General features: G+C 69.7%; 16 protein-coding genes. 5 read left to right on the top strand and 11 right to left on the bottom strand.

Annotated elements, in window-relative coordinates; translation table 11 throughout:
• Window positions 1-35 precede the first annotated feature (35 nt).
• Both KO481_RS10105 and KO481_RS10100 read left to right on the top strand, forming a co-directional pair.
• The gene (locus KO481_RS10105; RefSeq protein WP_215916802.1) at window positions 36-1,379 is read left to right on the top strand and encodes a GlnX family signal transduction membrane protein; all 1,344 of its coding nucleotides are present in this window, start codon (window positions 36-38) and stop codon (window positions 1,377-1,379) included.
• Window positions 1,376-2,353 (top strand): glutamate ABC transporter substrate-binding protein, encoded by a 978-nt coding sequence (locus KO481_RS10100; RefSeq protein ID WP_215916801.1) that lies wholly within the window; start codon window positions 1,376-1,378, stop codon window positions 2,351-2,353. Before KO481_RS10105 ends, KO481_RS10100 begins: the two co-directional genes overlap by 4 nt.
• Window positions 2,354-2,374: 21 nt before the next feature.
• Here KO481_RS10100 and KO481_RS10095 read toward each other — a convergent pair whose 3' ends face one another.
• The 6 genes from KO481_RS10095 to KO481_RS10070 form a co-directional block, all read right to left on the bottom strand.
• Window positions 2,375-2,956, bottom strand: coding sequence for a MerR family transcriptional regulator (locus KO481_RS10095; RefSeq protein WP_308166478.1), 582 nt, complete (start codon window positions 2,954-2,956; stop codon window positions 2,375-2,377).
• A 226-nt stretch (window positions 2,957-3,182) separates the two neighbouring features.
• Window positions 3,183-3,656, bottom strand: a complete 474-nt coding sequence (locus KO481_RS10090; RefSeq protein ID WP_215916800.1) for a bifunctional nuclease family protein — start codon at window positions 3,654-3,656, stop codon at window positions 3,183-3,185.
• A gap of 84 nt (window positions 3,657-3,740) precedes the next feature.
• Window positions 3,741-4,520 carry a transcriptional regulator FtsR gene (gene ftsR / locus KO481_RS10085; RefSeq protein WP_215916799.1) on the bottom strand — a complete coding sequence of 260 codons (780 nt, stop codon included), beginning with the start codon at window positions 4,518-4,520 and terminating at the stop codon, window positions 3,741-3,743.
• 46 nt (window positions 4,521-4,566) lie between these two features.
• Complete coding sequence (gene odhI, locus KO481_RS10080; protein WP_215916798.1) at window positions 4,567-5,037, bottom strand: oxoglutarate dehydrogenase inhibitor Odhl; 471 nt, start codon at window positions 5,035-5,037, stop codon at window positions 4,567-4,569.
• 177 nt (window positions 5,038-5,214) lie between these two features.
• Complete coding sequence (gcvH, locus tag KO481_RS10075) at window positions 5,215-5,613, bottom strand: glycine cleavage system protein GcvH (RefSeq protein ID WP_215916797.1); 399 nt, start codon at window positions 5,611-5,613, stop codon at window positions 5,215-5,217.
• A 45-nt stretch (window positions 5,614-5,658) separates the two neighbouring features.
• Complete coding sequence (locus tag KO481_RS10070) at window positions 5,659-6,276, bottom strand: CDP-alcohol phosphatidyltransferase family protein (RefSeq protein ID WP_215917317.1); 618 nt, start codon at window positions 6,274-6,276, stop codon at window positions 5,659-5,661.
• 416 nt (window positions 6,277-6,692) lie between these two features.
• Between KO481_RS10070 and KO481_RS10065 the strand changes: the two genes are divergently transcribed.
• Both KO481_RS10065 and KO481_RS10060 read left to right on the top strand, forming a co-directional pair.
• Window positions 6,693-8,381 (top strand): GMC oxidoreductase, encoded by a 1,689-nt coding sequence (locus tag KO481_RS10065; protein ID WP_215916796.1) that lies wholly within the window; start codon window positions 6,693-6,695, stop codon window positions 8,379-8,381.
• Window positions 8,382-8,468: 87 nt separating this feature from the next.
• Window positions 8,469-9,362: an NERD domain-containing protein gene (locus KO481_RS10060; protein ID WP_215916795.1), complete on the top strand. Its 894-nt coding sequence runs from the start codon at window positions 8,469-8,471 to the stop codon at window positions 9,360-9,362.
• Here KO481_RS10060 and KO481_RS10055 read toward each other — a convergent pair.
• Window positions 9,298-9,951: a phosphatase PAP2 family protein gene (locus KO481_RS10055; protein WP_308166477.1), complete on the bottom strand. Its 654-nt coding sequence runs from the start codon at window positions 9,949-9,951 to the stop codon at window positions 9,298-9,300. The two genes, KO481_RS10060 and KO481_RS10055, sit on opposite strands and share 65 nt — an antisense overlap.
• A gap of 49 nt (window positions 9,952-10,000) precedes the next feature.
• Window positions 10,001-11,935, bottom strand: a complete 1,935-nt coding sequence (locus KO481_RS10050) for an acyl-CoA dehydrogenase family protein (protein ID WP_215916794.1) — start codon at window positions 11,933-11,935, stop codon at window positions 10,001-10,003.
• A 283-nt stretch (window positions 11,936-12,218) separates the two neighbouring features.
• Here KO481_RS10050 and KO481_RS10045 point away from each other — a divergent pair, with 283 nt between their 5' ends.
• On the top strand, window positions 12,219-13,634 hold the full coding sequence (locus KO481_RS10045) for a threonine/serine exporter family protein (protein WP_215917315.1): 1,416 nt from the start codon (window positions 12,219-12,221) through the stop codon (window positions 13,632-13,634).
• Between the two features lie 13 nt (window positions 13,635-13,647).
• On the opposite strand, the gene KO481_RS10040 is transcribed toward KO481_RS10045, so the two are convergent.
• The 3 genes from KO481_RS10040 to KO481_RS10030 form a co-directional block, all read right to left on the bottom strand.
• Complete coding sequence (locus tag KO481_RS10040; protein WP_215916793.1) at window positions 13,648-14,364, bottom strand: TetR/AcrR family transcriptional regulator; 717 nt, start codon at window positions 14,362-14,364, stop codon at window positions 13,648-13,650.
• Window positions 14,357-15,583, bottom strand: a complete 1,227-nt coding sequence (locus KO481_RS10035; protein WP_215916792.1) for a cytochrome P450 — start codon at window positions 15,581-15,583, stop codon at window positions 14,357-14,359. Before KO481_RS10035 ends, KO481_RS10040 begins: the two co-directional genes overlap by 8 nt.
• 351 nt (window positions 15,584-15,934) lie before the next feature.
• Window positions 15,935-24,943 (bottom strand): non-ribosomal peptide synthetase, encoded by a 9,009-nt coding sequence (locus KO481_RS10030; RefSeq protein WP_215916791.1) that lies wholly within the window; start codon window positions 24,941-24,943, stop codon window positions 15,935-15,937.
• Window positions 24,944-25,095 lie beyond the last annotated feature (152 nt).

Raw genomic sequence — 25,095 nt, 5'->3', positions numbered from 1 at the left:
TGGGGTGAGGGGGCATCGAACACATAGGCGACCGGATGGAGGTGGATACGACTCAGACCAGGTATCGGCTAGACGATGAGCCCTCTGCGCCGGCCGCGGTCGCCTTCGTGCACAAGCGCCTGGATGCGACCGATCTGCACGCGTTCATCCGGTCCTCACCGGCCAAGCTGATCGCCCTCGGGTTGCTGCTGGCGGCATTGTGCCTGCTGGCGGGTGCGGTGACGGCTACGGCGGTGAGCAGCCGCCAGCACTCCCTGGACTATCTGCTGAACACGGCCGAACCGGATGCCAATTTGGCGCAGAGCCTGTACACCTCGCTGTCGATGACCGACGCCGCCGCCGGCACCGCGTTCCTGTCCAGCGGACTGGAACCCACATCGGTGCGCGAACGCTACTACCAGGCACTGGGCGAGGCCTCGGCCGACCTGGTCGCGCAGTCGAACAGCGCCGACGACGCTCCGGACTCTCAGCTGCGCACCCGCATCGCGACCGGACTGCCCATCTACGCCGGCCTGGTCGAAACCGCCCGCGCCAACAACCGAGACGACCATTCCGTGGGCGCCGCCTACCTGAGCGAAGCGTCGCACCTGATGCGGACCACGATGCTGCCGGAGGCGGCAGAACTGCAGCAGCACCGGTCCGACGCGATCATCGCCACCCAGCGCAATCACGTGCGGCCGCCATGGTCGGCGATCCTGCTGCCGCTGGTGGCGCTGGCCGCGTTGGTCGCCGTCCAGCTGTATCTGGCGCGACGCTGGCGCCGGGTGTTCAACCTGGGCCTGCTGCTGACCTCCGTCACAGTGGTCAGCCTGCTGACCTGGACGGTGCTCGCCGGGTCGATCTCGGCAGTCTCGACCACCGAGGCCCGCGACAACGGCATGGTGCCGGCCACCGAGCTGACCCAGAGCCGCATCCAGGTGGAGCGGGCCCGTGCCGCCGAAACCCTGAAACTTGTGCGCCGCCAAGTCGGTGGCGACTACGACCGCAACTACGACGACGCCACCACCAAAGTGGCCCAGTTGCTCAACCAATACCCGCGCCGCGCAACAGATTTCAGTGACGTCAGCACTGCCCGCGCCGCCCTGGTCCGCTGGCGCGAAGCGCACCAGCGGATGAACGACGCGCTGGCCCGCGGCGACTTCCCGGGCGCCGACGCGATCGCGGTCGGCCCCGACCCGACCGGAGCTGCCGTGAACGTGGACACGCTCGACCACGCGCTCGGTAACGGCATCGCTGAGACCCGAAACACGTTGCGCGCCGGAATCTTCGACGCGGCCCGCGCACTGGATCTGCTCGCACCGGGCGCGCTGGCGCTGTCGGTGCTGGCCGCGGCGTTCGTGGTGCTGGGTCTGTGGCCGAGACTGCGGGAGTACCGATGACTGCGCGGCGAACCTTGACCATCCTGCTGGCGGCGACCGCTCTGCTGGTGCCGGGCTGCGGCCAGGAGTTACACTCGCCCCCCGATCGCACGGTCGGCTACAACGAACCGCCGCCGCTGCCCGTGAACGCCGCTCCGGCGGCGACCAATTCGCCACCCCCGCCGGATATCGGGCAGCACTGCGGGGATCCGACGGCCAGCCTGCGCCCGGTCGATGTCGGCCGCGGCCCCAACCTCGACGCCATACGCGCCCGCGGCCGGCTAGTAGTCGGAACGGACGCGAGCACCAGTCTGTTCAGCTTCCGAGATCCGGTCAGCGGCACCACCCTCGCCGGTTTCGACATCGACATCGCCAAGGAGATCGCCCGCGATCTGTTCGGCGACCCCGAACGGGTGGAATACCGGATGCTCGGCTCCGACGAACGCGAACGCGTCCTGCAAGAGCACACCGTCGATGTGGTGGTGAAGACCATGACCGTCACCTGCGACCGGCGGCAGGACGCCGCATTCTCCAGCGTGTACCTGATGGCGCATCAGCGGGTACTGGCGGTGAAGAACTCCGGCATCACCGACCTGGCCGACCTGGCCGGCAAGCGCGTGTGCGTGGTCCCCGGCACCACCTCGCTGGACCGGATCCGGCGCGAGCAGCCCGCCGCCTCCATTCTGACCGTACCGACCTGGGACGACTGCCTGGTCGTGCTGCAGCAGCGCGAAGTGGACGCAGTGAGCACCGACGACATGGTGCTCGCCGGCCTGGCTGTCCAGGACCCGAACATCGAGGTGGTCGGCGGCAATATCGCCGACGAGCCGTACGCTGTCGGCATCCCCAAGGGCAACGACGACGTCGTGCGGTTCGTCAATGCCACCCTGGAACGCATCCGCGCCGACGGCACCTGGGATCGCCTCTATCGGCATTGGCTGTCGCCGCTGCTCGGCCCCTCCCCCGGTCCGCCACGCCCGCACTATGCGGACTGATACCGACGTCCGAGCGGGGAGCTACCCAGTTTTACGGTTCTCTCGTACCTTGCGGCGGAAGGCGAGTTCGTCCTCGGGGCGCTCGGTATGGCTCTCCGCCCGCTCGGCCGGAAAGGCGGCGATCGCGCCGGTCAGCTCGCGCATGGCGCCGCTGACGGCGATGCCGAAGACACCCTGCCCACCCTGCAGTAAATCGACGACCTCCTCGGGCGAGGCGCACTCGTAGACCGTTGCGCCGTCGGAGAACAGGGTGATGCCGGCCAGATCCTCGACCCCGCGGCTGCGCAGGTGATCGACCGCGATGCGAATGTTCTGCAGCGAGATGCCGGCATCCAGTAGCCGCTTGACGATCTTCAGGACCAGGATGTCCTTGAACGAGTACAGCCGCTGGCTGCCCGACCCGGTGGCGCTGCGGATCGACGGGACGACCAGGCCGGTGCGGGCCCAGTAGTCGAGCTGCCGGTAGGTGATCCCGGCCACCTGGCATGCGCTGGGCACCCGGTAGCCCACCAGTTCGTCGGGCACGGTGTCATCGGGGAACAGCCCTGGCTGCACCACCGCGGCGGGCCGCGTCTCAGATGGTGTCTGCGGTTGGTCTCCCACTGACTACTCCCTCACTGCATTGCCGAAGCAGAACAACGGCCTAACTGTCGAGGCTACCCTTCCGATTGTCTCGGCAGCACGGGCATCGAACCAAACTCCGCTCGGAGCGTGTTTCTCGACCTCTACGTGAGAGTTATTGCTGTGGGCAAACTCCCGGTCATCGGCACGCTGGAGCGTGCCGAGGTGACGACCCGCTCGAGCAAGCCGAGATGCCGCCGGGCCCGCCTCAGCTGTCCGTCGCCTTGAAGTCGTCCGGGGAGACCGATTCCAGGAATTCCTTGAACTTCTCCACCTCGTCCTCGCGCTCGTCGGGCATTACCAGCCCCGCCTCCTCGAGCACCGGCTCCTCCGCGTAGATCGGGCAACCCACCCGCAAGGCGATAGCTACCGAATCCGACGGACGCGCCGAGATCCGCAGATCGTTCTCGAACACCAGGTCCGCGTAGAAGGTGCCCTCCTGCAGATCCACGATCCGGACCTCTTTGAGGGTATGCCCCAAATCGTGGATCAGGATCTTGATCAGGTCGTGAGTGAGCGGGCGGATAGGCGTAACGCCCTCCTGCTCGAGCACGATCGCCGTCGCCTCGGCCTGGCCGATCCAGATCGGTAGGTACCGATCGCCGGACACCTCACGGAGCAACAGCACGGGCTGATTCTGGGGTTGCTCGACACGGATGCCGATCACACGCATTTCAGTCATGACTCGCCACTGCCTCCCAATACTCGCGGCCGTCCAGCATGCCACCACAAGGGCCGACCGTAACACCGAGTCTAGGCGAAGATTTCAGCCTCCGAGGGTGCCCCGCACCGACGTCTTCACAAGGCTGGTATGCAGCGTCAGCGACAACGCCGCGAGTTCGCGCACGGTCTCCTCCGCGCGTGCTCGCGCATCGGCGTCGCGGCTCTTGGCGATCGGCGCCACGATCTGCGCGATCATCGCCGCCTCGCGATCCGCGGCGAGCTTGAACGCGCGCAGATGCCGCGCCTCCAAACCGAATTCACTCATCGCTTTGGCCGTGCGCGCCAGCGTCACCGCCTCGGCGTCGAAATATCCGGCCGCGCCCGGGGTGATCAGATTGGCGCGGATCAGCTCGGCCAGGAACTTCTCCTCGATCCCGGCCTGTTCGAGCAGATCCGCACGGGCGATACGGATTTCGGCGTCGAACCGGAGCTCGTCCGGGGTCACCTCACCCGGGACCACGCCCAGCCTCCGCGGCGGGGCGAGAGCCGGGCCGGGCCGGGCGGGCTCGGGCATACGCCCCGAACCGCCGGACCCGTTCGTGGCGCCGTCCGCCCGAGCGCGCGCCTCGCGCACCCCGAGCGTCGCGGCACCGCTGTCGATCGCCTCCAGCTGCTCCTTGATCACCTTCAACGGCAGGTACTGGTCGCGCTGCGCGGTCAGCACGAACTTGAGCCGCTCCACATCCGCGACCGAAAACCTGCGGTAACCCGAGGGCGTACGCTCCGGGCTGATCAGCCCCTCCGACTCGAGGAAGCGGATCTTGGAGATGGTGATGTCCGGAAAATCCGGACGCAGTAGATCCAGCACGGAGCCGATCGACATCCCTCCGCGGGTCCACTGCGCAGCGCCTGTCATCTCGTGCCGAGTCCTACAGCCCGGCCGTCTCGCCGGCGGGTCGCGGGCCGGTCAGGAACACCAGGCGGAACTTGCCGATCTGCACCTCGTCACCGTTCTGCAGCTCCGAGGAATCCACCGGTTCGCGGTTGACGTACGTGCCGTTCAGGCTGCCCACATCGACCACCTGGAAGGTGTCCTCGTCCTGCCGGAACTCCGCGTGACGACGGCTCACCGTGACATCATCGAGAAAGATGTCGCTGTCGGGGTGGCGCCCCGCCGAGGTGGTCGGCTGATCCAGCAGGAACCGCGAGCCCGCATTCGGGCCGCGCTTGACCACCAGCAGCGCCGCGCCCGCGGGCAGCCCCTCGACACCCTGCACCGGCTGCTCGCCGGTCTGCTCTGCGGAGCGCGACGCGTCGACCTCGTTGAGGAAATCAGCGCGGAATACCGATGTCGTCTCGGCCGCGCTCTCCCCGTAACCCGGGTCTTTGTTCTCGCTCACCCTTGCTCTCCTCCTCGAACCGATTATCCGTACAAGCTTCCGATTCCGACACTGCCGTCACCCAGCGCGACCGGCTGTCGCGCCCTTCGACATTCCGGACCGGCCGCCCGCACATCTGTTGGCATTGACCGTACCCTGCCAGGGCGATCCCGTGCAGGTAGAACTGTGAAGGCCGCTTCAGCCTGCGGTAACTCCTTGATAACCTGCGGCGTCGAGCAGTTCGGCGAGCGCGGAATCCAGCGTTGCCGCGTCCTGTACCTCGAGCTCGAACAGCCAGCCGTCGCCGTACGGGTCGGTGTTGAGGTTCTCGGGCGAGGCATCCAGATCGTCGTTCACCGCAACGACTTTCGCGGCGAACGGGGCGTAGATGTCCGAGACGCTCTTGGTGGATTCGACCTCGGCGATGCCCTCGCCGGACTTGGCGTCGGTCTCCACCGCGGGCAGCTGCACGAACACGATGTCACCGAGCTGTGACTGGGCGAAGTCGGTGATGCCCACCCGCACGCGTGTCGGGCCCAGTCGACGCACCCATTCGTGCTCCTCGGTATAGCGCAAATCCTCGGGAAGGTCGGTCACAGCAGAAGTTCCTTTCGCGGGGCGTGCCTGTGGCGAACACTTTAATCACTGCGGCGAATTGCGCGGTATGGCCGGTATCGCGCGGCCCACCGCCAGGGCCTTGCCGAGATAGAGCACCCCGGTCCACACGTAGACCGCCGTGCCCCAGATCAGAAATGCCCACCCGAAGGCCCGCCCGAAACCTGCCAGTGGCCAATCCATCTGACCGGCCAGCAGCCACGGCAGCGCGGCCATCAGCGCGAACGTCGCGGCCTTGCCGAGATAGATCACCTCCGGCGGATCCAGGGCGCGGCGGCGATAGATCGACAGCGTCGCGGTCAGCACCAGATCCCGGCCGATCAGCACGACCACGAACGGCCACGGCAGGATCCCGCGCACCAGCAGCCCGAGCAGCGTGGCAACCAGGTAGAGCCGGTCGACGAACGGATCCAGCAGCGCGCCCAGGCGCGAATACTGATCCAGCAGCCGGGCGAGTTTGCCGTCCAGGTAGTCGGTGACGCCGCTGGCCACCAGCAACGCGAACGCCCAGCCGTCGGCCTTGACGGCGAGCACCAGCCACAGGAACACCGGCACCCCGATCAGCCGCAGCACGCTGAGTGCATTGGGCACGGTCAGGATGCGATCCGGGGTCGCCGCCGCGGGCGCGCGCTCGCGCTCGGGCACCGGCTCGGTGTCCGGTGCCGGCGGCTCGGCGCCGGGTTCGCTCGTCACAGCCTGTTGCTTACCCCAATCCGGCGCAAACCGCCATTCTCCCTAGCGGTGCGCCGCGCCGACACGATCGGTCACGGGGTGGGCGACGCGGCACACCACGGTGACACGGCGGTCGGTCACAGGGTGGGCGACGCGGCACACCACGGTGACACGGCGATCGGTCACGGGATGGACGACCCGGCACACCACGGTGACACGGCGGTCCGCGCCAGGGTTCTTTACCACGCGCAAACCCGGCCGCGGCCGCCGCACACCGCCCGGCGCGGTCGGTCAGGGGGTGGGCGGCGCGGCCAGCCGTGATGACAGAATGAGCCGGAAAGTGTTCCACGCGGCGCGCGCGTCCGGCGTGCTTGTGCGAGAGGAAGACCATGTCCGACTTCGACTACGACGTGATCGTGATCGGCTCCGGCTTCGGCGGTAGCGTCAGCGCGCTGCGGCTGACCGAGAAGGGCTACCGCGTCGCCGTGCTCGAATCCGGCCGCCGGTGGCCGGCCGAGTCCATTCCGAAGTCGAATTGGAATGTGCGCAAGTCGATCTGGGCGCCCCGGCTGGGCCTGACCGGTCCGCAGCGGATCAGCCTGCTCGGCAGGTGCGCGGTGTTCTCCGCGTCCGGGGTCGGCGGTGGTTCGCTGATCTACGGCAACACTCTCTACGAGCCGCTGCCCAACTTCTACCGCGACCGGCAGTGGGCCCACATCACCGACTGGCGCGACGAGCTCGCCCCGTACTACGACCAGGCCAAGCGCATGCTCGGCGTGGCGCCCAATCCGCGCGTCACCCCCGCGGACGACGTGATCCGCGAGATCGCGGAGGATCTCGGCGTCGCGGACACCTACCACCCCACCAACGTGGGCGTCTTCTTCAACGAGGACGATCCGGGCACGGAGGTGGACGACCCGTACTTCGGCGGCGCGGGCCCGCGCCGCAACGGCTGCATCCACTGCGCGCGCTGCTTCACCGGCTGCCCGCACAACGCCAAGAACACCACCCCCACCAACTACCTCTACCTGGCCGAGCAGGCCGGGGCGCACGTGGTCGAGCTGACCACCGCGACGAAGGTGCGCCCGATGGTCGGGGGCGGGTACGCCATCGAGACCGCCCGCTCGGATCGCTGGATTCGCAAGCAGCGCAGAACCTTCACCGCCGAGCAGGTGGTGTTCGCCGCGGCCGCCCTGGGCACCCAGAAGCTGCTGCACAAGATGCGGGAGGAGAAGGTACTGCCGCGGCTGTCGCCGCGGCTGGGCGAACTTACCCGCAGCAACTCCGAGGCCATCCTGAACGTGGTGAGCCGCGAGCGGAGCGATTTCGCCGAGGGCGTGGCCATCACCTCCTCCATCCACCCCGAGCCGGACACCCACATCGAGGTGTGCCACTACGGCAAGGGACAGAACGCGCTGTTTCCGATGTCCGTGCCGATCGTGGACGGCGGCGCGTTCCGCTTCGTGCGGTTCCTGCTGGCGACGGTCGTGCATCCGATGGTGTTCCTGCGCAGCCTCAATTCCAGGCACGCGTCGGAGAAGTCGGTGATCCTGCTGGTCATGCAGTCCCTGGACAACTCGCTGACCTCCTACCGGCGGTGGGGGCAGCTGCGCACCAAGCAGGGCACCGGCACCCCGAATCCGACCTGGATCCCGGTGGCCCACGACATCGGCCGCCGCTTCGGGGAGAAGGTGGGCGGCGACGTGCACGGCCTGGCCATGGACGTGTTCAACATCCCCGCGACAGCGCACTACATCGGCGGCTGTGTGATCGGCGAGGGACCCGAGAGCGGCGTGGTCGACCCCTATCAGCGCGTGTTCGGCCATCCGGGCCTGCACATCGCCGACGGCTCGGCGGTGACCGCGAATCTGGGCGTCAACCCGTCACTGACCATCACCGCGCAGGCCGAGCGCGCAATGGCGTTCTGGCCCAACAAGGGTGCGGCCGATCCGCGCCCGGAACTGGGCGAGTCGTACCGGCGGATCGAGCCGGTCGCACCGATCCAGCCGTCGGTGCCCGTGTGGGCGCCGGGCGCGCTGCGGCTGCCGATCACCCCCGTCGATCCGGTCTACCGGTAAACACTTACGGGCCAGATCCGTCTGCATTCCCGTTCGAGCACTTAAGCTGTGCGATAACGAGTGTCGAGGGGAAAGGGCGGGCCGCCAATGCTCGTGCGCGTACAGAATGCCGCTGGCACCCTGGCCGAGCGGGTGCTCATCGATTGGTTGCGCACCTGGAAGGGCCCGGGCGATCCGCACGGGGTGGCCACGGTGAACTGCAGCCTGTTCCACGAGGATCAATTACATCAATTCGATGCGATCGTGTGGACCCCGTCCAGCTGCGTGGTCATCGAGGCCGAGGCGCTGGTGGAGCAGGTGTCCGGCGAGCTGGAGGTGCCGCTGGACGGTCCGTGGCGGGTGGGCAACCAGGTCGTCACCCTCGAGGGGGGCGAACGGCGCACGCCCCTGGACTCCTCGCGCGATCACACCTACGCGCTGCAGAGCTGGCTGGCCCAGCGCGGCCTGGGGCAGCGGGTCGTGCAGGGCGCGGTGCTGGTGGTGCCGCCGCAGGGGTCGGAACTGCGGGTGCGGCAGTTCTGGAGCGATCCTGGACTCCAGGTGGTGCTCGGCGACAACCCCAGGAATCTGTCCGACTACCTCGACGCGCAGGCCTCGCAGGGGCGGGCGCAATGGACGATCAACGACGTGGCGATGTCGTTCCGCGGGATGAGCATCCTGCCGTATCTCCCCGCGCCGCAGGACCTGGTCGCGGAGGGCTTCGGCGGCCCGGTGGACACCACGCTGTGGCACGGCGGACCGCAGCAGGCCCAGGCCGAGGCGTTTCGGGAGGAGCAGGCGCAGGCCGCACTGACCCCCTCGTCCCGGATGGCCATCGAGATGCCCTGGTACAGCCCGTGGAAGCTCTACCCGACGCAGGAGGGCGGCATCAATCTGGGCCGGGGGTTCATGCGGGTGGCGCTGCTGCTGGGCATGCTCATCGCGGTCGCGTGGCTGCTGTGGTTCGTAGCCTCGGCGTTCGTGCAGTTCGGCCCGGGCTGAACGCCGCGTACAGCGCGGTCGTCAGGGCGACCGCGATGGCCGCGCCACCCACGATGTCCGTCGGATAGTGGTATCCGAATCCGATCATGCCGATCGCGATCGCCACCAGCAGCACCGCCGCCACGGCGAACTCGGCGGCCCGCACGCGCGCGGTCGGGGCGACGAGCACGAAACCCGTGGCGATCGCGACGAATTGAACGGTGTGGCCGCTGGGATAGGCCAGGTAGTGGTGAAGATGCCGGTGCCACACGTACTTCAGCGCGAACGTGTTGAGCGCGACCACGAGTTCCGGTGCGACGAGCAGGAATCCGGCCCGCCACCAGTCCCGCCGCCACGCGTACCACAGCGCGCCCAGCAGCATGACCGGCACGATGACGTAGGCGTCGCTGGGCGTCACCAGGATCCGGAGCACGGCGGGGTGTGCGTCGAAGGTGGTGTGCACCCAGGAGTCCACGGCCCGGTCGAATCCGGTGGGGCCGGCGCCCGGCGGAAAGGTCAGCGGCAGCAGGACGGTGATCAGCACACCGAGCAGGACGATCGTGGCGAGCAGCGCGGTGCTGCGGATCGCCGGGGTGGACGGTCGGTTCACGCCTCGACCCTAATGGGGCGTGGGGCCGAGGCGACGTCCCACCGATCTCCTACTCCCCCTGGTGCGAGCTCGGATCGTCCAGCATCGCCGCGCGCAGGGTGCCGGCGGGGACGCCCATCGCCGCGACGAGGGTGGCCGCGTGCGGGCGCAGCCGGTCCACCAGCTCGTTCACCCCGCGGCGCACCAGCTTTGCCCGGTCCACCGACATGAATCGGTGCATGATGTACCAGGCCTGGTTCTGCTCCAGCGAGGAGTAGACGAACAGGTCGCAGACCGTTTCGGCCAGCGCCCGGGCCTGTGGATCCTCGATCTCGGCGATTCCCTCGATGAACGCCTCCAGCACCAGCCGCTCCATGTGCGCCTCGCCGGCCAGCAGGATGTGGTCCTGGGCGTTGTTGAACGCCTCGAAGGGCCCGGTCTCCCTGGCACGGGCCCGCAGCCGGTGCGCGGCGGTCCGCACCAGGTAGTCCTCGCGGTCGGCCAGCAGCTGCAACTGCACCGCGCGACGGGACAGGTCACCGTCGTCGACCGAATCGCCGCCGCGGTCGCGCAGCCGCTGAATCAGCTGGCGCACACCGGAACTCTCGCGCACGACGTCGCGGGCCATCGTCGAGGCGAATCGCACCCAGCCCAGCGCGTCCAGATCCCGCACCTCGTCGGAGTAGGCCGTCAGCAGTTCCTTGGCCACCAGCTGGGTGAGCACCACGTTGTCGCCCTCGAAGGTGGTGAACACGTCGGTGTCGGCCTTCAGGGTGACCAGGCGATTCTCGGTCAGATAGCCCGCGCCGCCGCACGCCTCGCGGCACTCCTGGATGCTCCGGGTGGCGTGGCGGGTCTGGGCGACCTTGAGCCCGGCCGCACGCTTTTCCAGGGCCCGCTGCGCGCCCGGATCCAGATCCTGTCCGGTCTGCACCAGATGCATGCGGCGCACCAGATCGTTCTGCGCGAACGCCAGCGCGAAGGCACGCGCCACGTGCGGCAACAGGCGCCGCTGGTGATTGCGGTAGTCCAGCAGCAGCACCTCCTGCCCGGTGTCGGGATCGTCGAACTGGCGGCGCTTCTCGGCGTAGTCGACCGCGATGGTCAGCGCGACCCGCGCGGCCGCGGCGGCCGCGCCGCCAACGCTGACCCGCCCGCGCACCAGGGCGCCCAGGGTGGTGAAGAAGCGGCGGCCGGGATTCTCGATCTCCGAGGAATAGGTTCCGTCCGGGTCGACGTCGGCGTAGCGGTTGAGCAGATTCTCGCGCGGGATGCGGACGTGATCGAACAGGATGCGGCCGTTGTCCACACCGGGCAGCCCGCCCTTGAGCCCGCAGTCGCCCGTGGTGACGCCGGGCAGATCGTTGCCGACCGCGTCGCGGATCGGCACCAGGAAGCAGTGCACGCCGCGGCCCTCGCCGCCGGTGATCAGCTGCGCGAACACCGCGGCCATGCGGGCGTGTTCGGCGGCGCCGCCGATGTAGTCCTTGCGCGCGGACTCGGTCGGGCTGTGCACCACGAATTCCTGGGTCACCGGATCGTACGTGGCGGTGGTCTCCAGGCTCGCCACGTCGCTGCCGTGCCCGGATTCGGTCATCGCGAAGCAGCCCAGCAGGTCCAGCGTCAGCAGCCGCTTCACCACTTCGGTGTGGCGGTCGGTGCCCAGGTTCTCGACCGCGCCGCCGAACAGGCCCCACTGCACACCGCTCTTCACCCACAGCGACAGATCCGTGTAGGCGAGCATCTCGAGCCCGGTGACCGCGCCGCCGGGATCGCCGGTGCCGCCGTGCTCGACGCGGAAACCCCGTTCGGCCACACCGAATCCCGCGACCAGGCGCATCTGGTCCAGGACCCGCGAGCGCGCCGCCCGGTAGTCCAGATACGGATCGCCGTAGAGGCTCTCGTCGTCCAGCCAGCCGCGGGCCTGCTCGCGCACGTCCCGCCACGGGCCGTCCAGGGCCGCGCGCAGATGGTCCGCCGTCCGGGTGTCGCTCTCGGATGCCATGATCCGAGCCTATCTTCGGCAGGCCGGGTGCTCCCGCGGGCGAGGGCGCACGTCGGCGCGTCGGTGTATCGCGCCCGGAGAACTGTCGTCATCGGGACCGTGTGACCGCGACACCGGCGATGAGGTGCATCACCGTGCCCCGGTCGGCGGTGGCTCATATGCGTGCCGGGGCTGACACATTCTTTACGCACCCCTAACGTTGTTTCATGTGAGTGACGAGGTGGATGCAGTCGAGATCGGAGAGGCGGCGGTCCCGCGCCGGCGCGCACGCTGGCGACGCGCGATCGACAGGGTGATCGACAGGTTGGTGGCCGAGCGCATCGCCACCGTGGACGCGGTCGTGGAGGCGCCGGCCCCGCTGCGGCCGATCGACCTGTCCGACGACGCCGCCGTCACGCAGGTGATGGAGCTGGCCGAGCGGGTCGGCGAGGTGGTGCTGGCCTCGGGCACCGCGGTCACCGACACCACCACCCAGGTCGAATTCATCGCCGCCACCTACGGTTTGGACCGCTGCGATATCGACGTCACCTACAACTCGATTCGTATCTCCGCCGACCGCGGGCCCAAGCTGCCGCCCGCCTCGACCATGCGGGTGGTGCAGTACCGCACGCTCGACTTCACCCGGCTGGCCGCGGTCGACCGGCTCACCCGCCGCATCCGGCGCGAGGTGGTCCCGCCCGAGGAGGCGCACGCGGCCCTGGACGAGATCACCTCCGCGCCGCATCCCTACAACCGCTGGGTTGCCACCGCCGGCTGGGCGGTGCTGGCGGCCTCGATCGCCTTGCTGCTGGGCGGCGGCATCCTGGTCGCGGCGACCAGCTGTGTGGCCACCGCCGCAATCGACCGCACCAACCGGGCGCTGAACTACCGCGACCTGCCCTCGTTCTTCCAGGCGATGGTCGGCGGCGCGATCGCCACCATCCCCGCGATCCTGCTCGCCACCTTCGCCCTGCACATCGAGGCGAATCCCTCGATCATCGTCGCGGCCGGAATCACCGTGCTGCTCAGTGGATTACAGCTGGTCGGTGCCGTCGAGGACGCGATAACCGGCGCGCCGATCACCGCCTCCGCCCGCATGCTCGAGGTCATGATGATGACCGGCGGAATCATCGCCGGGGTCGCGCTGGCGCTGAAGGCGGCCGATCTGCTGCATGCGGTCGCGCCGCCGATCGACATCTCGTCCTCGACGCAGAGCATCAACAACCTTCCGATGAAGGTGCTCGCCGGTGCGGTGGCCTCGCTGACCTTCGCGTTGGCCTGCTACGCCGAGCGCCGGGCCCTGGCCGCCGCCGGGATGAGCGGCGCGTCCGCCACGGTCTGCTATCTGCTGGTGCAGCAGTCCGGCTTCGGCCCGGTGGTCTCCTCCGGTGTGGCCGCGTGCGTCGTGGGCCTGGCCGGTGGTCTCATGGCCCGCCGGGCGCTGACCCCGCCACTGGTGGTCGCGGTGGCCGGAATCACCCCGCTGCTACCGGGTTTGACGGTGTACCGGGGCCTGTCGGCGCTGCTCAACGGCCACCAGCTGGTCGGATTGAACCAGCTGCTGGCCGCGTTCGGCGTGGGCTGCGCCCTCGCCGCCGGGGTCACCCTGGGCGAATGGTTCGCCCGATTCCTGCGGCGCCCGCGAATCCTGCAGCGATTCCAGGGAATTCGACGGCCGACGTTCCACACCGGCGAGTACCCGATCGTCCCGCCGTCGTAGGCCGCCCGCGCGGTCAGATCCCGATGGTGCGGGCCAGATCCTCGAGGGTGGCGTCGAACAGCGCGTCCGGATCCTCCACGGCCATCGGGTAATTGCCGAACACCTCGAGGGTGACGTGACCGTAGATCCGGGCCCAGAACATGATCATCAGGTATGTCACGCCCAGATCGAGCTTCTCGGCCGGGAAGTCCTGTCCCGATTCGGCAAGCACGGCAAGCAATTCGGTCTGAAACCGCTTCAGATCCGCGCACAGCACCTCGGGGATCGCGTCCGTCGGCGGGGTCGCGATGTCGTAGGCGGTCAGCAGCCGCCCGGCCGCCTGCAGGAAGATGCGGCCGAACGGCTCGTCGAATTGCCGCATGGCACTGGTGTTCCCGCCCGCCGGGGAGGCGAAGACCAGCGTGAACTCGGGCCCGTGGTCCAGCGCCCAGCGCCGGAAGCCGCGGCAGATGGCCAGCAGCTGCACCATGCCGTCGTCCGGTAGCTCCGCGACCTGCGCGGCCAGCTGAGCCGCCAGCTCCGCGCAGATGTCCAGGCGTAGCGCGGTGACCAGATCCTCGCGCGAGGAGTAGTAGCGATACAGGGCGGGCGCGGTGATGCCGAGGGCGCGCGCGATCGCGCGCAGCGTCACCGCCTCCGGGCCCTGCTCTGCCAGTAGGGTTCTGGCCTCTCGCCGGATGTCCGCGTCGCTCACCGCGGGCACCCGGCCCCGCCTAGCGGGCTCACTCATAAGCAACCTGCCAGCTCTTGATTCCGTTCAACCAACCCGAGCGTAGCCGCACGGGCTCGGAAACCTGACGCAGGTTGGGCATTACGTCGGCAATCGCATTGAAGATGAGATCGAGCTGCAGGCGGGCCAGGTTGGCCCCGACGCAATAGTGCGTGCCGGTGCCGCCGAATCCCACGTGCGGGTTGGGGTTGCGCAGGATATCGAACTCGAACGGCTTGTCGAACCGCTCCTCGTCGAAGTTGGCCGAGGCGTAGAACAGCCCGACCCGGTCGCCCTTGTTGATGTGCTGGCCGCCGATCTCGGTGTCGGACAGGGCGGTTCGCTGGAACGCGATCACCGGCGTAGCCCACCGGACGATCTCGTCCGGCGCGGTGCGCGGCCGCTGCTGCTTGTACAGCTCCCACTGCTCGGGGAAGTCGACGAACGCCTTCATGCCGTGGGTCGTGGCGTTACGCGTGGTTTCGTTGCCCGCGACCGCGAGAAGGATGACGAACCAGGCGAATTCGTCCGAGCCGAGCGATTCGCCGTCCATGTCGGCGGTGACCAGCTGGCTGACGATGTCGTCGGCCGGGCACCCGCGCCGCTCCTCGGCCAGATTCCAGGAGTAGCCCATGATCTCGGCCGTGGCCATCTTGTGGTCGCCGCCGAAGTCCGGATCGTCGTAGCCCATCATGGTGTTGGACCACTCGAACAGCTTGCCGCGATCGGACTGCGGGACGCCCAGCAGCTCCGCGATCGCCTGCAGCGGCAGCTCCGAGGCGACCTGGGTGACGAAGTCGCCGCCGCCGGACTTCTTGGCCTCGTGCACGATTCGCTCGGCGCGATCGCGCAGGGCGTTGCGCAGGCTCTCCACCGCGCGCGGGGTGAAGCCCTTGGAGATGATGCGGCGCAGCTTGTCGTGCGCGGGCGGGTCCTGGTTGACCAGCATCCCGCGCTGGATGTCGATCTCCTCGCGGGCGATGTCGTCGTAGAAGCGGATCACCGCCGTGTTCTCGAAGTTCGAGAACACCTCGGGGTTCTTCGAGATCTCCTTGATGTCGTCCAGCCGGCTGACGACCCAGTAGCCGTTGTCGCCGAAGCCGGCGATGTTGTGCGGCTGCTCGACCCACCAGACCGGGGCGGTCTTGCGCAGCTCGGCCCATTCGGCGACAGGCAAACGCTTGGCAAGCAGATCGGGGTCGGTGAAATCGAAGCCGTGAGAGATGGACGGTGCGGACACGGGTGGCCTCCTCTAGAACGAGTTCAGACGAGTGAACCACACCACACCCTATTTTGTGAACACCTATTATTAAACTCCGTAAACTTTCTTGGGCAGCTCTCGGTAGGCACCGTCGCCGCGGGTCACGGCCCCGATCGTCTTGTTGCCGCGACGATCCGGATCCACGCGGAGTCGCACTCCCCCAAAGCGTTTCGAACCCGCATCGCAGGAGTGGTCGACGATGTTCTCGCAGACACCGCCCTCGGTATCCAGGAGGGCCGGATTCCCCAGCGCCGGTGCATTATTCGGAAGCAGCCGGACCGTACCCACCGGTCTGCACGGCGGGCGGGCGATATCGGCGGTCCCCAGGGCCTACTCCGGGCCCGCGACCACGTCGACCTCCGGTTCCACCGGACTCACGAGCGCCGCCAGGGCAGCGGCCGTCTCCGGGGACAGCATCGTCGCATGCGTGGCGGGCAGGGTGCGCTCGATGACGCGGCCGGTGACGAACTCGCGCCACTCCGCCGGATCGCCGTCCGGATCGGGCTCCAATTCCGGTGTGACATAGACGATATCGCCGTCGAACCGGTCGGGGACGTGGCCCGATTCGATCGGTGTCACCGCCGCGGTGTACATCCGGCGCACCTGCGCGGGCGTCAGCGCCGTCAGTTCGGCCGGAATCGCCGCCATCAGCAACGCCAGCCGGTCGTCGGGCAGTGCGGCCAGATCCTCCTGCGGGCCGATCTCGATGCCGATCTCCCGCACGGCCGCGGTGAATTCGGCGCGGAACCGGGCCGGATCGGTATGACAGGTACTGTCCAGCATGGTCAGACCCGCGACCCGCTCGCCCGCGGCCTGCAGTCGCGTCGCGATCGCGTGCGCGATCACCCCGCCGCGCGACCAGCCGAGCAGGTGATACGGCCCCTCGGGCTGCACCGATCGGATCGCCGCGACGTAGCGCGTCGCCAGGTCGGCGATCGATCCCACCGGGGTCTGAGGCTCGCCGATCGCCGGCGTCTGCAGCCCGTACAGCGGCCGCCCCGGCAACGATTCGGCCAGCACCGCATAACTCCACGCCAGCCCGAGCATCGGATGCACACAGAACAGCGGGACGCCGCGCCCCTCGGCGCGGATCGGCAGCAGCACGCCCAGGCCGTCGTCGACGCCGGCGCCGGCCGCCGCGGCGGCCACCGTCGCGGCCAGCGCCTCCACCGTCGCCGCGGTGAACAGCCACTGCACCTGCGGCCGGATCCCGAACCGCTCGCCCAGCAGGGCCACCACCCGGGTGGCGAGCAGGCTGTTGCCGCCGAGCTCGAAGAAGTTGTCGTCCAGCCCGATCCGCTCGTGACCCAGCACCTCGGTCAGCACCTCGGCGACGAGCAGTTCGGCCTCGCTCACCGGCGCCCGATAGGCGGTCGCCTCGAACTCCGGCGCGGGCAGGGCCTTGCGGTCGACCTTCCCCGACGCGTTCACCGGCAACGCGTCCAGCGCGACAATGATGTTCGGCACCATGTAACCGGGAACATGTTCCGCCAGAGCCGCTTTCGCGGCCCGGGTGTCGAAATCGGCCGCCGCGGCCACGAAGGCGACGAGCCGGTCGCCGCGCCGGTCATCGGTCACCACGCGCGCCGCGGCCTGCCGCACGCCCTCGAGCCCCGTCAGCGCCGCCTCGATCTCGCCCAGTTCGATCCGCAGGCCGCGCAGCTTCACCTGGAAATCGGTGCGGCCCAGATATTCCAGCGCGCCGGCCCGCGTGCGGCGAACCAGATCGCCGGTGCGGTACATGCGCCCGCCCGCGGGATCGTGCGGGTCGGCGACGAAGCGTTCCGCGGTCAGGTCCACCCGGCCCCGATATCCCCGCGCCAGCTGGACGCCGGTCAGATACAGCTCACCGGCCACGCCCGGGGGCACCGGGCGCAGGCGCGAATCCAAGACGTAGACACCGGTATTCATCGCCGGCCAGCCCAGCGGCACCCGCCCGGTCGCCGCGAGGACGTCGGGTGTGCACCGCTGCATCAGGGAGGTCACCGTGGCCTCGGTCGGGCCGTAGTGGTTGTCGACCGAGACGTCCGGGTATCGCCGCCGCATCCGCGTCAGCACGCTGCGCGGCAGCTCCTCGCCGCCGGCCAGCACGTGCCGCAGCGACCCGGGCAGCTCGGCGTCCGCACCGAGCAACGACCCGAGTAGCGAGGGCGCACCATTCATCTGCGTGACCGAGTACCGGTGCATCAGGCCCAGCAGATAGTCCAGATCCCGCTCGCCGTCGTGCCGGGCCACCACGATCCGCGCACCGAACAGCAACGGGCCGAACAGTTCCACCACCGAGGCGTCGAAGGTGACCGGAGTCTTGTGCAGCACAACGTCTCCCGGGCACAGGACGTAGTGCTCCCGCTCCCACAGCACGTAGTTGACGAGCGCTCCGTGCGGGATCATCACCCCCTTGGGCCGACCGGTCGAGCCGGAGGTGAAGATGACGTAGGCGGTATTGGAGGCACGCAGCGGCGCACGGCGTTCGGCATCGCTCACCTGATCGGCACTGTACGCACTCAGCTCCGCCGGGGCGATGCGCAGTTGCCGCCAGCGATCCTCGCCCACCTCCGGCACGCCCGCGCCGAGCAGCACGCAGTGCGGGCGGGCCGTATCCAGGATGTAGCGATTGCGTTCGGCCGGGTGATCCGGATTGAGCGGCACGTAGGCCCCGCCCGCGGCGAGCACCGCGTGAATGGTCACCACCATGTCCAGCGATCGCCGCATGGCCAGGGCCACCATCGATTCCGGGCCGACGCCGTCGGCGATCAGCCGTCGCGCCAGCCGGTTCACCCGGGCCGCGAACTCGGCGTAGGTGAGCGTGGCGTCCTCGGCGACGACCGCGGGCGCGTCCGGCGTACAGGCTGCCTGAGCGGCCAGCATTGCCGGCACCAGGGCGATCGGACGCGGGAGGTGTGTACCGGCGTGCACGAGCGCGGCCTGGCGCTCCGCGGGGCTGAGCAGGTCGATGTCACCGACCGCCAGGGCCGGATCGGCCACCGCTCCCGACAGCAGCCGCTCGAAGCGGCCGGCAAAACCGGCAATGGTCTCGGAATCGAAAAGATCCGTGGCATAGGTCAATTCGGCAATGATCCCGGCGGGCGCGCCATCCGTGTCGAACCGCTCACTCAGGGTGAGGTTCAGATCGAATTGGGATATGCCCGTCTCCGCGGGCAGCAGCCCGATCGACACCTCCCCCAGGTCCAGGCTCGGGGTCTGCTGGTTCTGCAACACCAGCATCGTCTGGAACAGTGGGTTGCGGGCCTGCGACCGTGGTGGATCCAGCACCTCGACCAATCGCTCGAACGGCACGTCCGCATGGTCGAAGGCGGCCAGGTCGCCCGCGGTCACCGCGGCCAGCAGGCTCTCGAAGGAGGCGGCTGGGTCGACCCGGGTGCGCAGCGCCAGGGTATTGACGAACATGCCCACCAGATCGTCGAGTTCGGCCGCGCCGCGGCCCGCGATCGGAGTGCCCACGACGATGTCGTCGATGCCCGAGAGCCGGGCCAGCAGCACCGCGTACGCGGTGTGTACGACGCCGAACAACGTCGCATGGCGTTGCGCGGCAAGCACACCCGCCGCGCGATGCAGGTCGGCAGGCAGCACGAAACGGTGTGTCGCCCCGCGCCCCGCGGCCACCGCGGGCCGGGGCCGGTCCGACGGCAGATCCAGCTGATCGGGAATGCCGCGCAGCGCCGCGGTCCAGTAGGCGAGCTGACGCGCCGCGAGGCTGTCCGGGTCGGTCTCGTCGCCGAGCAGATGCTGTTGCCAGAGTGCGTAATCCGCGTACTGCACCGGCAGGGGGCGCCACTGCGGAGCGCTACCGGCCGCGCGGGCCGCGTAGGCGAGGGCCACGTCGCGGGCCAGCGGCCCCATCGAGAACCCGTCGGCGTTGATGTGGTGCACGACCAGCACCAGCACGTAGTCGCCGGCCTCCGGATCGGCCGACGGAGCGCTCGCGGTGTCGGGTTCCGTGCCGGGGTTCACCCGGAGCAGCGCGGCCCGGAAGGGCGGGGCCGCGGTGACATCGAATCCCGCCCCGACGATCTCGATGAGCCGAGCGGCCACCTGCTCGCCGTCGACATCCTCCGGCGTCAGCGGCGGAACGACCGCGTCCGCGGGCAGGATGTCCTGATACGCCCCCTCGACATCGGAGGGGTAGCGCGTGCGCAGCGCCTCGTGCCTGCCGAGCACATCGCCGGCCGCCGCGGCCAGGGCGGCCACGTCGAGCCGTCCGGTCAGCCGGACCGCGAGCGGGATGTTGTACGCCGGGGAATCCGGCGCCAGGCGGTTCAGGAACCACATCCGGCGCTGTGCGAACGACAGCGGAATCCGTTGCGGCCGTGCACCGGCCACGAGTGCGGGGCGCGGCGCGGCGGCACCCGCGCCGGAGCGGGCGGCCAGCCGCGCGACGGTCGGCGCATCGAACAGATCCCGCACTCCGAGGCCCGTGCCGAGCGCCGCATTGATCCGGGCCATCGCCCGCATCCCGATCAGCGAGTTGCCGCCGAGGTCGAAGAAGTTGTCGTCCAGCCCGATTCGCGGCGTTCCGAGCAGCTCGGCGAAGACCGCGGCCACGGCGCGCTCGGCAGCGGTGGCCGGTTCCCGGAACTCCGGCCCGGCCGCCGCGTGCACCGGCGGCAGCGCGCGGCGATCGAGTTTGCCGCTCGGCGTGAGCGGCAATCGGTCGAGCACGACCAGGTGATGCGGAACCATGTAGGCGGGCAACCGCTTTCCGGCCGAGTCGCTCACCGCGGCGGTGTCGATGGTCCGTCCGGGCGCCGGCACCAGATAGGCGGCCAGGAACTCGCCCACCCGCTCCTGCCGCGCCACCACGACGACCGCCCGCTCGACCCCGGGGGCCTGCGCCAGTGCGGCCTCGATCTCACCCAGTTCGATGCGCAGCCCGCGCAGCTTCACCTGGAAATCGGTGCGGCCCAGGAACTCCAGCTCGCCACCGGCGCCCATTCGGACCCGATCGCCGGTACGGTACATGCGGGTCCCCGCGCCGCCGAACGGATCGGCGACGAACCGGCCCGCGCTCTGCCCGGCGGCCGCCTCGTATCCGCGAGCCAGCTGCACGCCCGCCAGATACAGCTCGCCGGGAACCCCGGGCGGCACCCGGTGCAGCCGCGAATCCAGCACGTACGCGGTGGTATTGCGGATCGGCCGGCCGATCGGCACCCGGGAGCCCGGCCGCACCGGGCCCGTACACCGGTGCATGGTGGAGGTAACGGTCGCCTCGGTCGGGCCGTAGGTGTTGTCCACGATCGCGCCGTGCCGCTCGTGCACCCGCGTCAGCAGCGCGGGCGGCAGCTCCTCGCCGCCGAGCGAGAAGTACCGCAGCGAGGCTGGTAGCTCCGCGGCGTCGTCGGCGAGCAGCAGCGCCAGCAGCGACGGCACGAACTCGAGGATCGCCACGTCGTATCGTCGCGCTGTCGCCAGGAGGTAGTCCGGGTCCAGATGGCCGTCGTGGCGGGCGATCACCAGCCGCGCGCCGATCTGCAACGGCAGGAACAACTCCCAGACCGAGGCGTCGAACGTGAAGGGCGTCTTGTGCAGCATCGTGTCGCCGGGGCCGAGGTCGTATTGCTCACGCATCCACCGCATCTGGTTGACCACCGCGCGATGGGTGATGACCACGCCCTTGGGCCGGCCGGTGGATCCCGAGGTGAACAGCACATAGGCGGCATTCGAATCGCGCAGCGGCGCACGCCGGTCCGCGTCGGTCACCGGATCGGGCGAGTACGGTGACAGGTCCAGTTGATCGATCCGCACGCCCAGATCCGGATCCGCGCCCGCGGTCAGCACGCAGACCGGCCGGGTGGTGTCCAGGATGTAGCGAATCCGTTCGATCGGATGATCCGGATCGATCGGCACGTAGGCCCCACCGGCGGCGAGCACGGCGTAGACCGCGGCCAGCATGTCGGCCGACCGGCGCATCGCCACCGCGACCCGGGTCTCCGGCCGCACACCCGCCGAGATCAGCTGGCGGGCAAGGCGATTCACCCGGGCCGCGAATTCGGCGTAGGTCCACTCCCGCTCGTCGAAGACGACCGCGACGGCGTCGGGGGTCCGTGCGGCCTGCGCGGAGAAACCGTCCCACAGGGTGCCGGGCGTGGCGCGGGGGCCGCTGACCGACGCCAGCAGCGCCCGCTCGGAGGCCGACAGCAGCTGGATGTCCCCGATGGCGACCTTCTCGTCGTGGCTCACCTCGGTCAGGATCGCCACGTAGCGCCGCGCGATGGATTCGGCGGTGGCGTGGTCGAACAGGTCGGTGGCGTAGTCGATCGCACCGGCCACGGCGCCGCCGGGCTCCTCGGTCAGCGTGACGCTCAGATCCAGCTTGGCGACCGTGATGTCGAGCCCGACCGGCTCGATCTCCAAGGCGGACAACGCGATCCGCGGCTGCTCGAAGTTCTGCAGCATCAGCAGCACCTGGAACAGCGGCGCGTAGGCCAGCGCGTGGCCGGGCCGGACCAGCTCCACCACCCGGTCGATGCCCAGGTCCCAGTTGTCGAAGGCGGCCAGGTCGGTCTCCCGCACCGACTCGATGAGCTCGGAGAACGACTGCCCGGGCGGGACTTCGGTGCGCAGCGCCAGGGAGTTGCCGAACATGCCGACCAGATCGTCCAGCTCCGGCTCCCCGCGCCCGGAGATCTGGGTGCCGATGGTGATGTCGGCGGTGCCCGACAGCCGCGCCAGCAGCACGGCCAGGGCGGCGTGCGCGACCATGAACAGCGAGGCATTGTGCGCGTCGGCGATGCGCCGCAGCCCGGTGACGACATCCGCGTCGACGGCGAACGCGACCATGCCGCCGCGGCCCGAGGGCAGCGCGGGGCGCGGGCGGTCTGCGGGCAGCTCGAGCAGTTCGGGCGATCCCTCCAGCCGTTCGCGCCAGTAGCGGGCCTGGGTGGCCGCCAGGGATTCGGGGTCGGTCTCGTCGCCGAGCAGATCCCGCTGCCACAGCACGTAATCGGCGTACTCCACCGCCAGCGGGGCCCACGCGGGGGCCGATCCGACGCTGCGCGAGTGATAGGCGCTGACCATGTCCCGCGCCAGCGGCGCGAGCGAGGTGCCGTCGCAGGCGATGTGGTGCGCAACCACGGCCAGCACGTGCTCGCGGGCGCCGATCCGGAACAGCCTGGCCCGCAGGGGAAGATCGGTGCGTAGGTCGAATCCGGCCGCGGCGCCCAGCAGCAGGCGCCCGGAGAGCTCCTGCGCGGCTACGGGTTCGGGTGTCAGCTCGGGGACGGCCTCGCCGACCGGCAGCACCCGCTGCACCGGCTGTCCCTCGTGGGCGGGGTAGATCGTGCGCAGCGGCGCGTGCCGGGCGATCACGTCGGCCAGCGCCGCGCGCAGGGCACCCAGGTCGAGGTCGCCGGTCAGCCGCATCGCGAACGGAATGTTGTACGACGGTGAGGCCGTGTCGAACTGGTTGGTGAGCCACAGCCGCTGCTGGGCCGCGGACACCGGCAGCGGATCGGGCCGCTCGCGGCGCACCAGCGGCGGGCGCCGTCGCTCGGACTGGGTACCCACCGCGGCGGCCAGCTCGGCGATGGTGTCGGCGGTGAAGAACAGCCGCGGCGGCACCCGCAGGCCGAGCTCGGCCCCGATCCGCGCGGCCGCGCGCACCGCCAGCAGCGAATTGCCGCCCAGGGCGAAGAAATCGTCGTCGAGCCCGACCCGCTCCACGCCCAGGACCTCCGCGATGGCGGCGGCGACGGCGCGCTCGTGATCGGTTGCGGGCGCGCGGTATTCGCGCATCGACAGCGGCGGATCCGGCAGCGCGGCCCGGTCCAGCTTGCCGACCGGGGTCAGCGGAATCCGGTCCAGCACCAGCACGACGGGCGGGACCATGTGGGCGGGCAGGGTGGCCGCGACGAAGTCGCGCACCCGCTGCGGATCCGGCGCGGTGCCGGGCGTGGCCACCACGTATCCAACCAGGATCGTTTCCCCCGAAGGTGTTTCGCGCCCCAGGGTGACCGCGAAATCGACCTCCGGATGCGCGGTCAGGGCCGCGTCGATCTCTCCCAGCTCGATCCGGAAGCCGCGGATCTTCACCTGGAAGTCGTTGCGCCCCAGGTATTCCACGTTCTCCCGCGCCCCGGTGCGGGCCAGATCGCCGGTGCGGTACATTCGCCCGCCCGGCAGCCCCGCCGGATCGGCCACGAACCGCGCCGCGGTCAACCCCGGGCGGCGGTGATATCCGCGCGCCAGGCCCGGCCCGGCCAGATACAGCTCGCCCGCCTCCCCGCCCGGCGCCGCGCCGAGGCGGGTATCGAGGATCTGCGAGGTCATCCCCCGGATCGCGCGGCCGATGGTGACCGGTTCCCCTGGCACCAGCGGATCGCTGATATTGGTCATGATGGTGGTCTCGGTCGGCCCGTAACCGTTGTGGAATCGGCGCATACCCCCGCCCGCGAGCGGTATCGCCCAGCGCTGCACCAGCTCCGGCGGGCAGGCCTCGCCCCCGGCCACGACGACGGCCAGCTCGTCGAGCCCGGCCGGATCCACCGAGGCCAGCGCGGCGGGAGTCACGAAGGCATGGGTGACGCGTTCGCGCCGCAACAGCTCGGCCAGCTCGGCGCCGCCGTAGATCTCCGCGGGCGCGATCACCATGCTCGCACCCGCGCCGATGGCCAGCAGCAGCTCCAGCACCGAGGCATCGAAGCTGGGCGAGGCGAAGTGCAGGGTCCGCGACCGCGCGGTCACCGCGTACCGTTCGCGTTGCTCGGCACAGAAATTCGCGAGCCCGGCGTGGGTGACGACGACGCCCTTGGGCAGCCCCGTCGAGCCGGAGGTGTAGATCACGTACGCCGGATGCGCGCCCTGCAACGGGCGCACCCGATCCTCGTGCGTAACCGGTTCGGAACCCACGGCGTCCAATCGGCCGCCGAACTCGGGGTCGTCGAGGACCAGCCAGGAGTCCCCGGGCAGCCGGTCCACCGTCGCGCGGACCGAAAGACCCAGCACCGCACCCGAATCGGAGACCAGATGTGCCACTCGATCGGGCGGGTAGTTCGGATCCACCGGCACGAACGCCGCGCCCGCCTTGGCCACCGCCCACACGGCCGCGACCGACCACACCGAGCGCTCGATGCCCACGGCGACCAGATCCTCGGGCCCGATGCCGCGGGCGATCAGCACTCGCGCCAATCGCGTTGACCAAGCATCCAGTTCGCGATAGGTGAGCGACCGGTGCACATCGCGCACCGCGACGCCGCCCGGATTTGCTTCGACCGCCAGGCTCAGCAGGGTGGGCAGCGTGCGAACCGCGGGCACCCGGCGCGGGCGCGGGCGGGGGCGGCCTGCCGCGCGCCGGGCCGTCCCGGGAGATTCATCCGACGACATTCGATCCCCCGGCTTGCGCGCGAATACTCGGTACCGCCTTTCGGAAATCGCCACCCCGAAGGGTGGCGGCGCATAAACAGTCGGTCCCGAGCATCCTTCTTTTCCCTATTCGGCGGCCCCGTCCGGGCCCATCTCAATCGTATCGGCGCCTG

The sequence above is a fragment of the Nocardia albiluteola genome, assembly GCF_018860155.1.
GTDB lineage: Bacteria > Actinomycetota > Actinomycetes > Mycobacteriales > Mycobacteriaceae > Nocardia > Nocardia albiluteola.
Note: the sequence above shows the minus strand (reverse complement) of the source record. Positions and strands in the feature narration are given on the sequence as shown.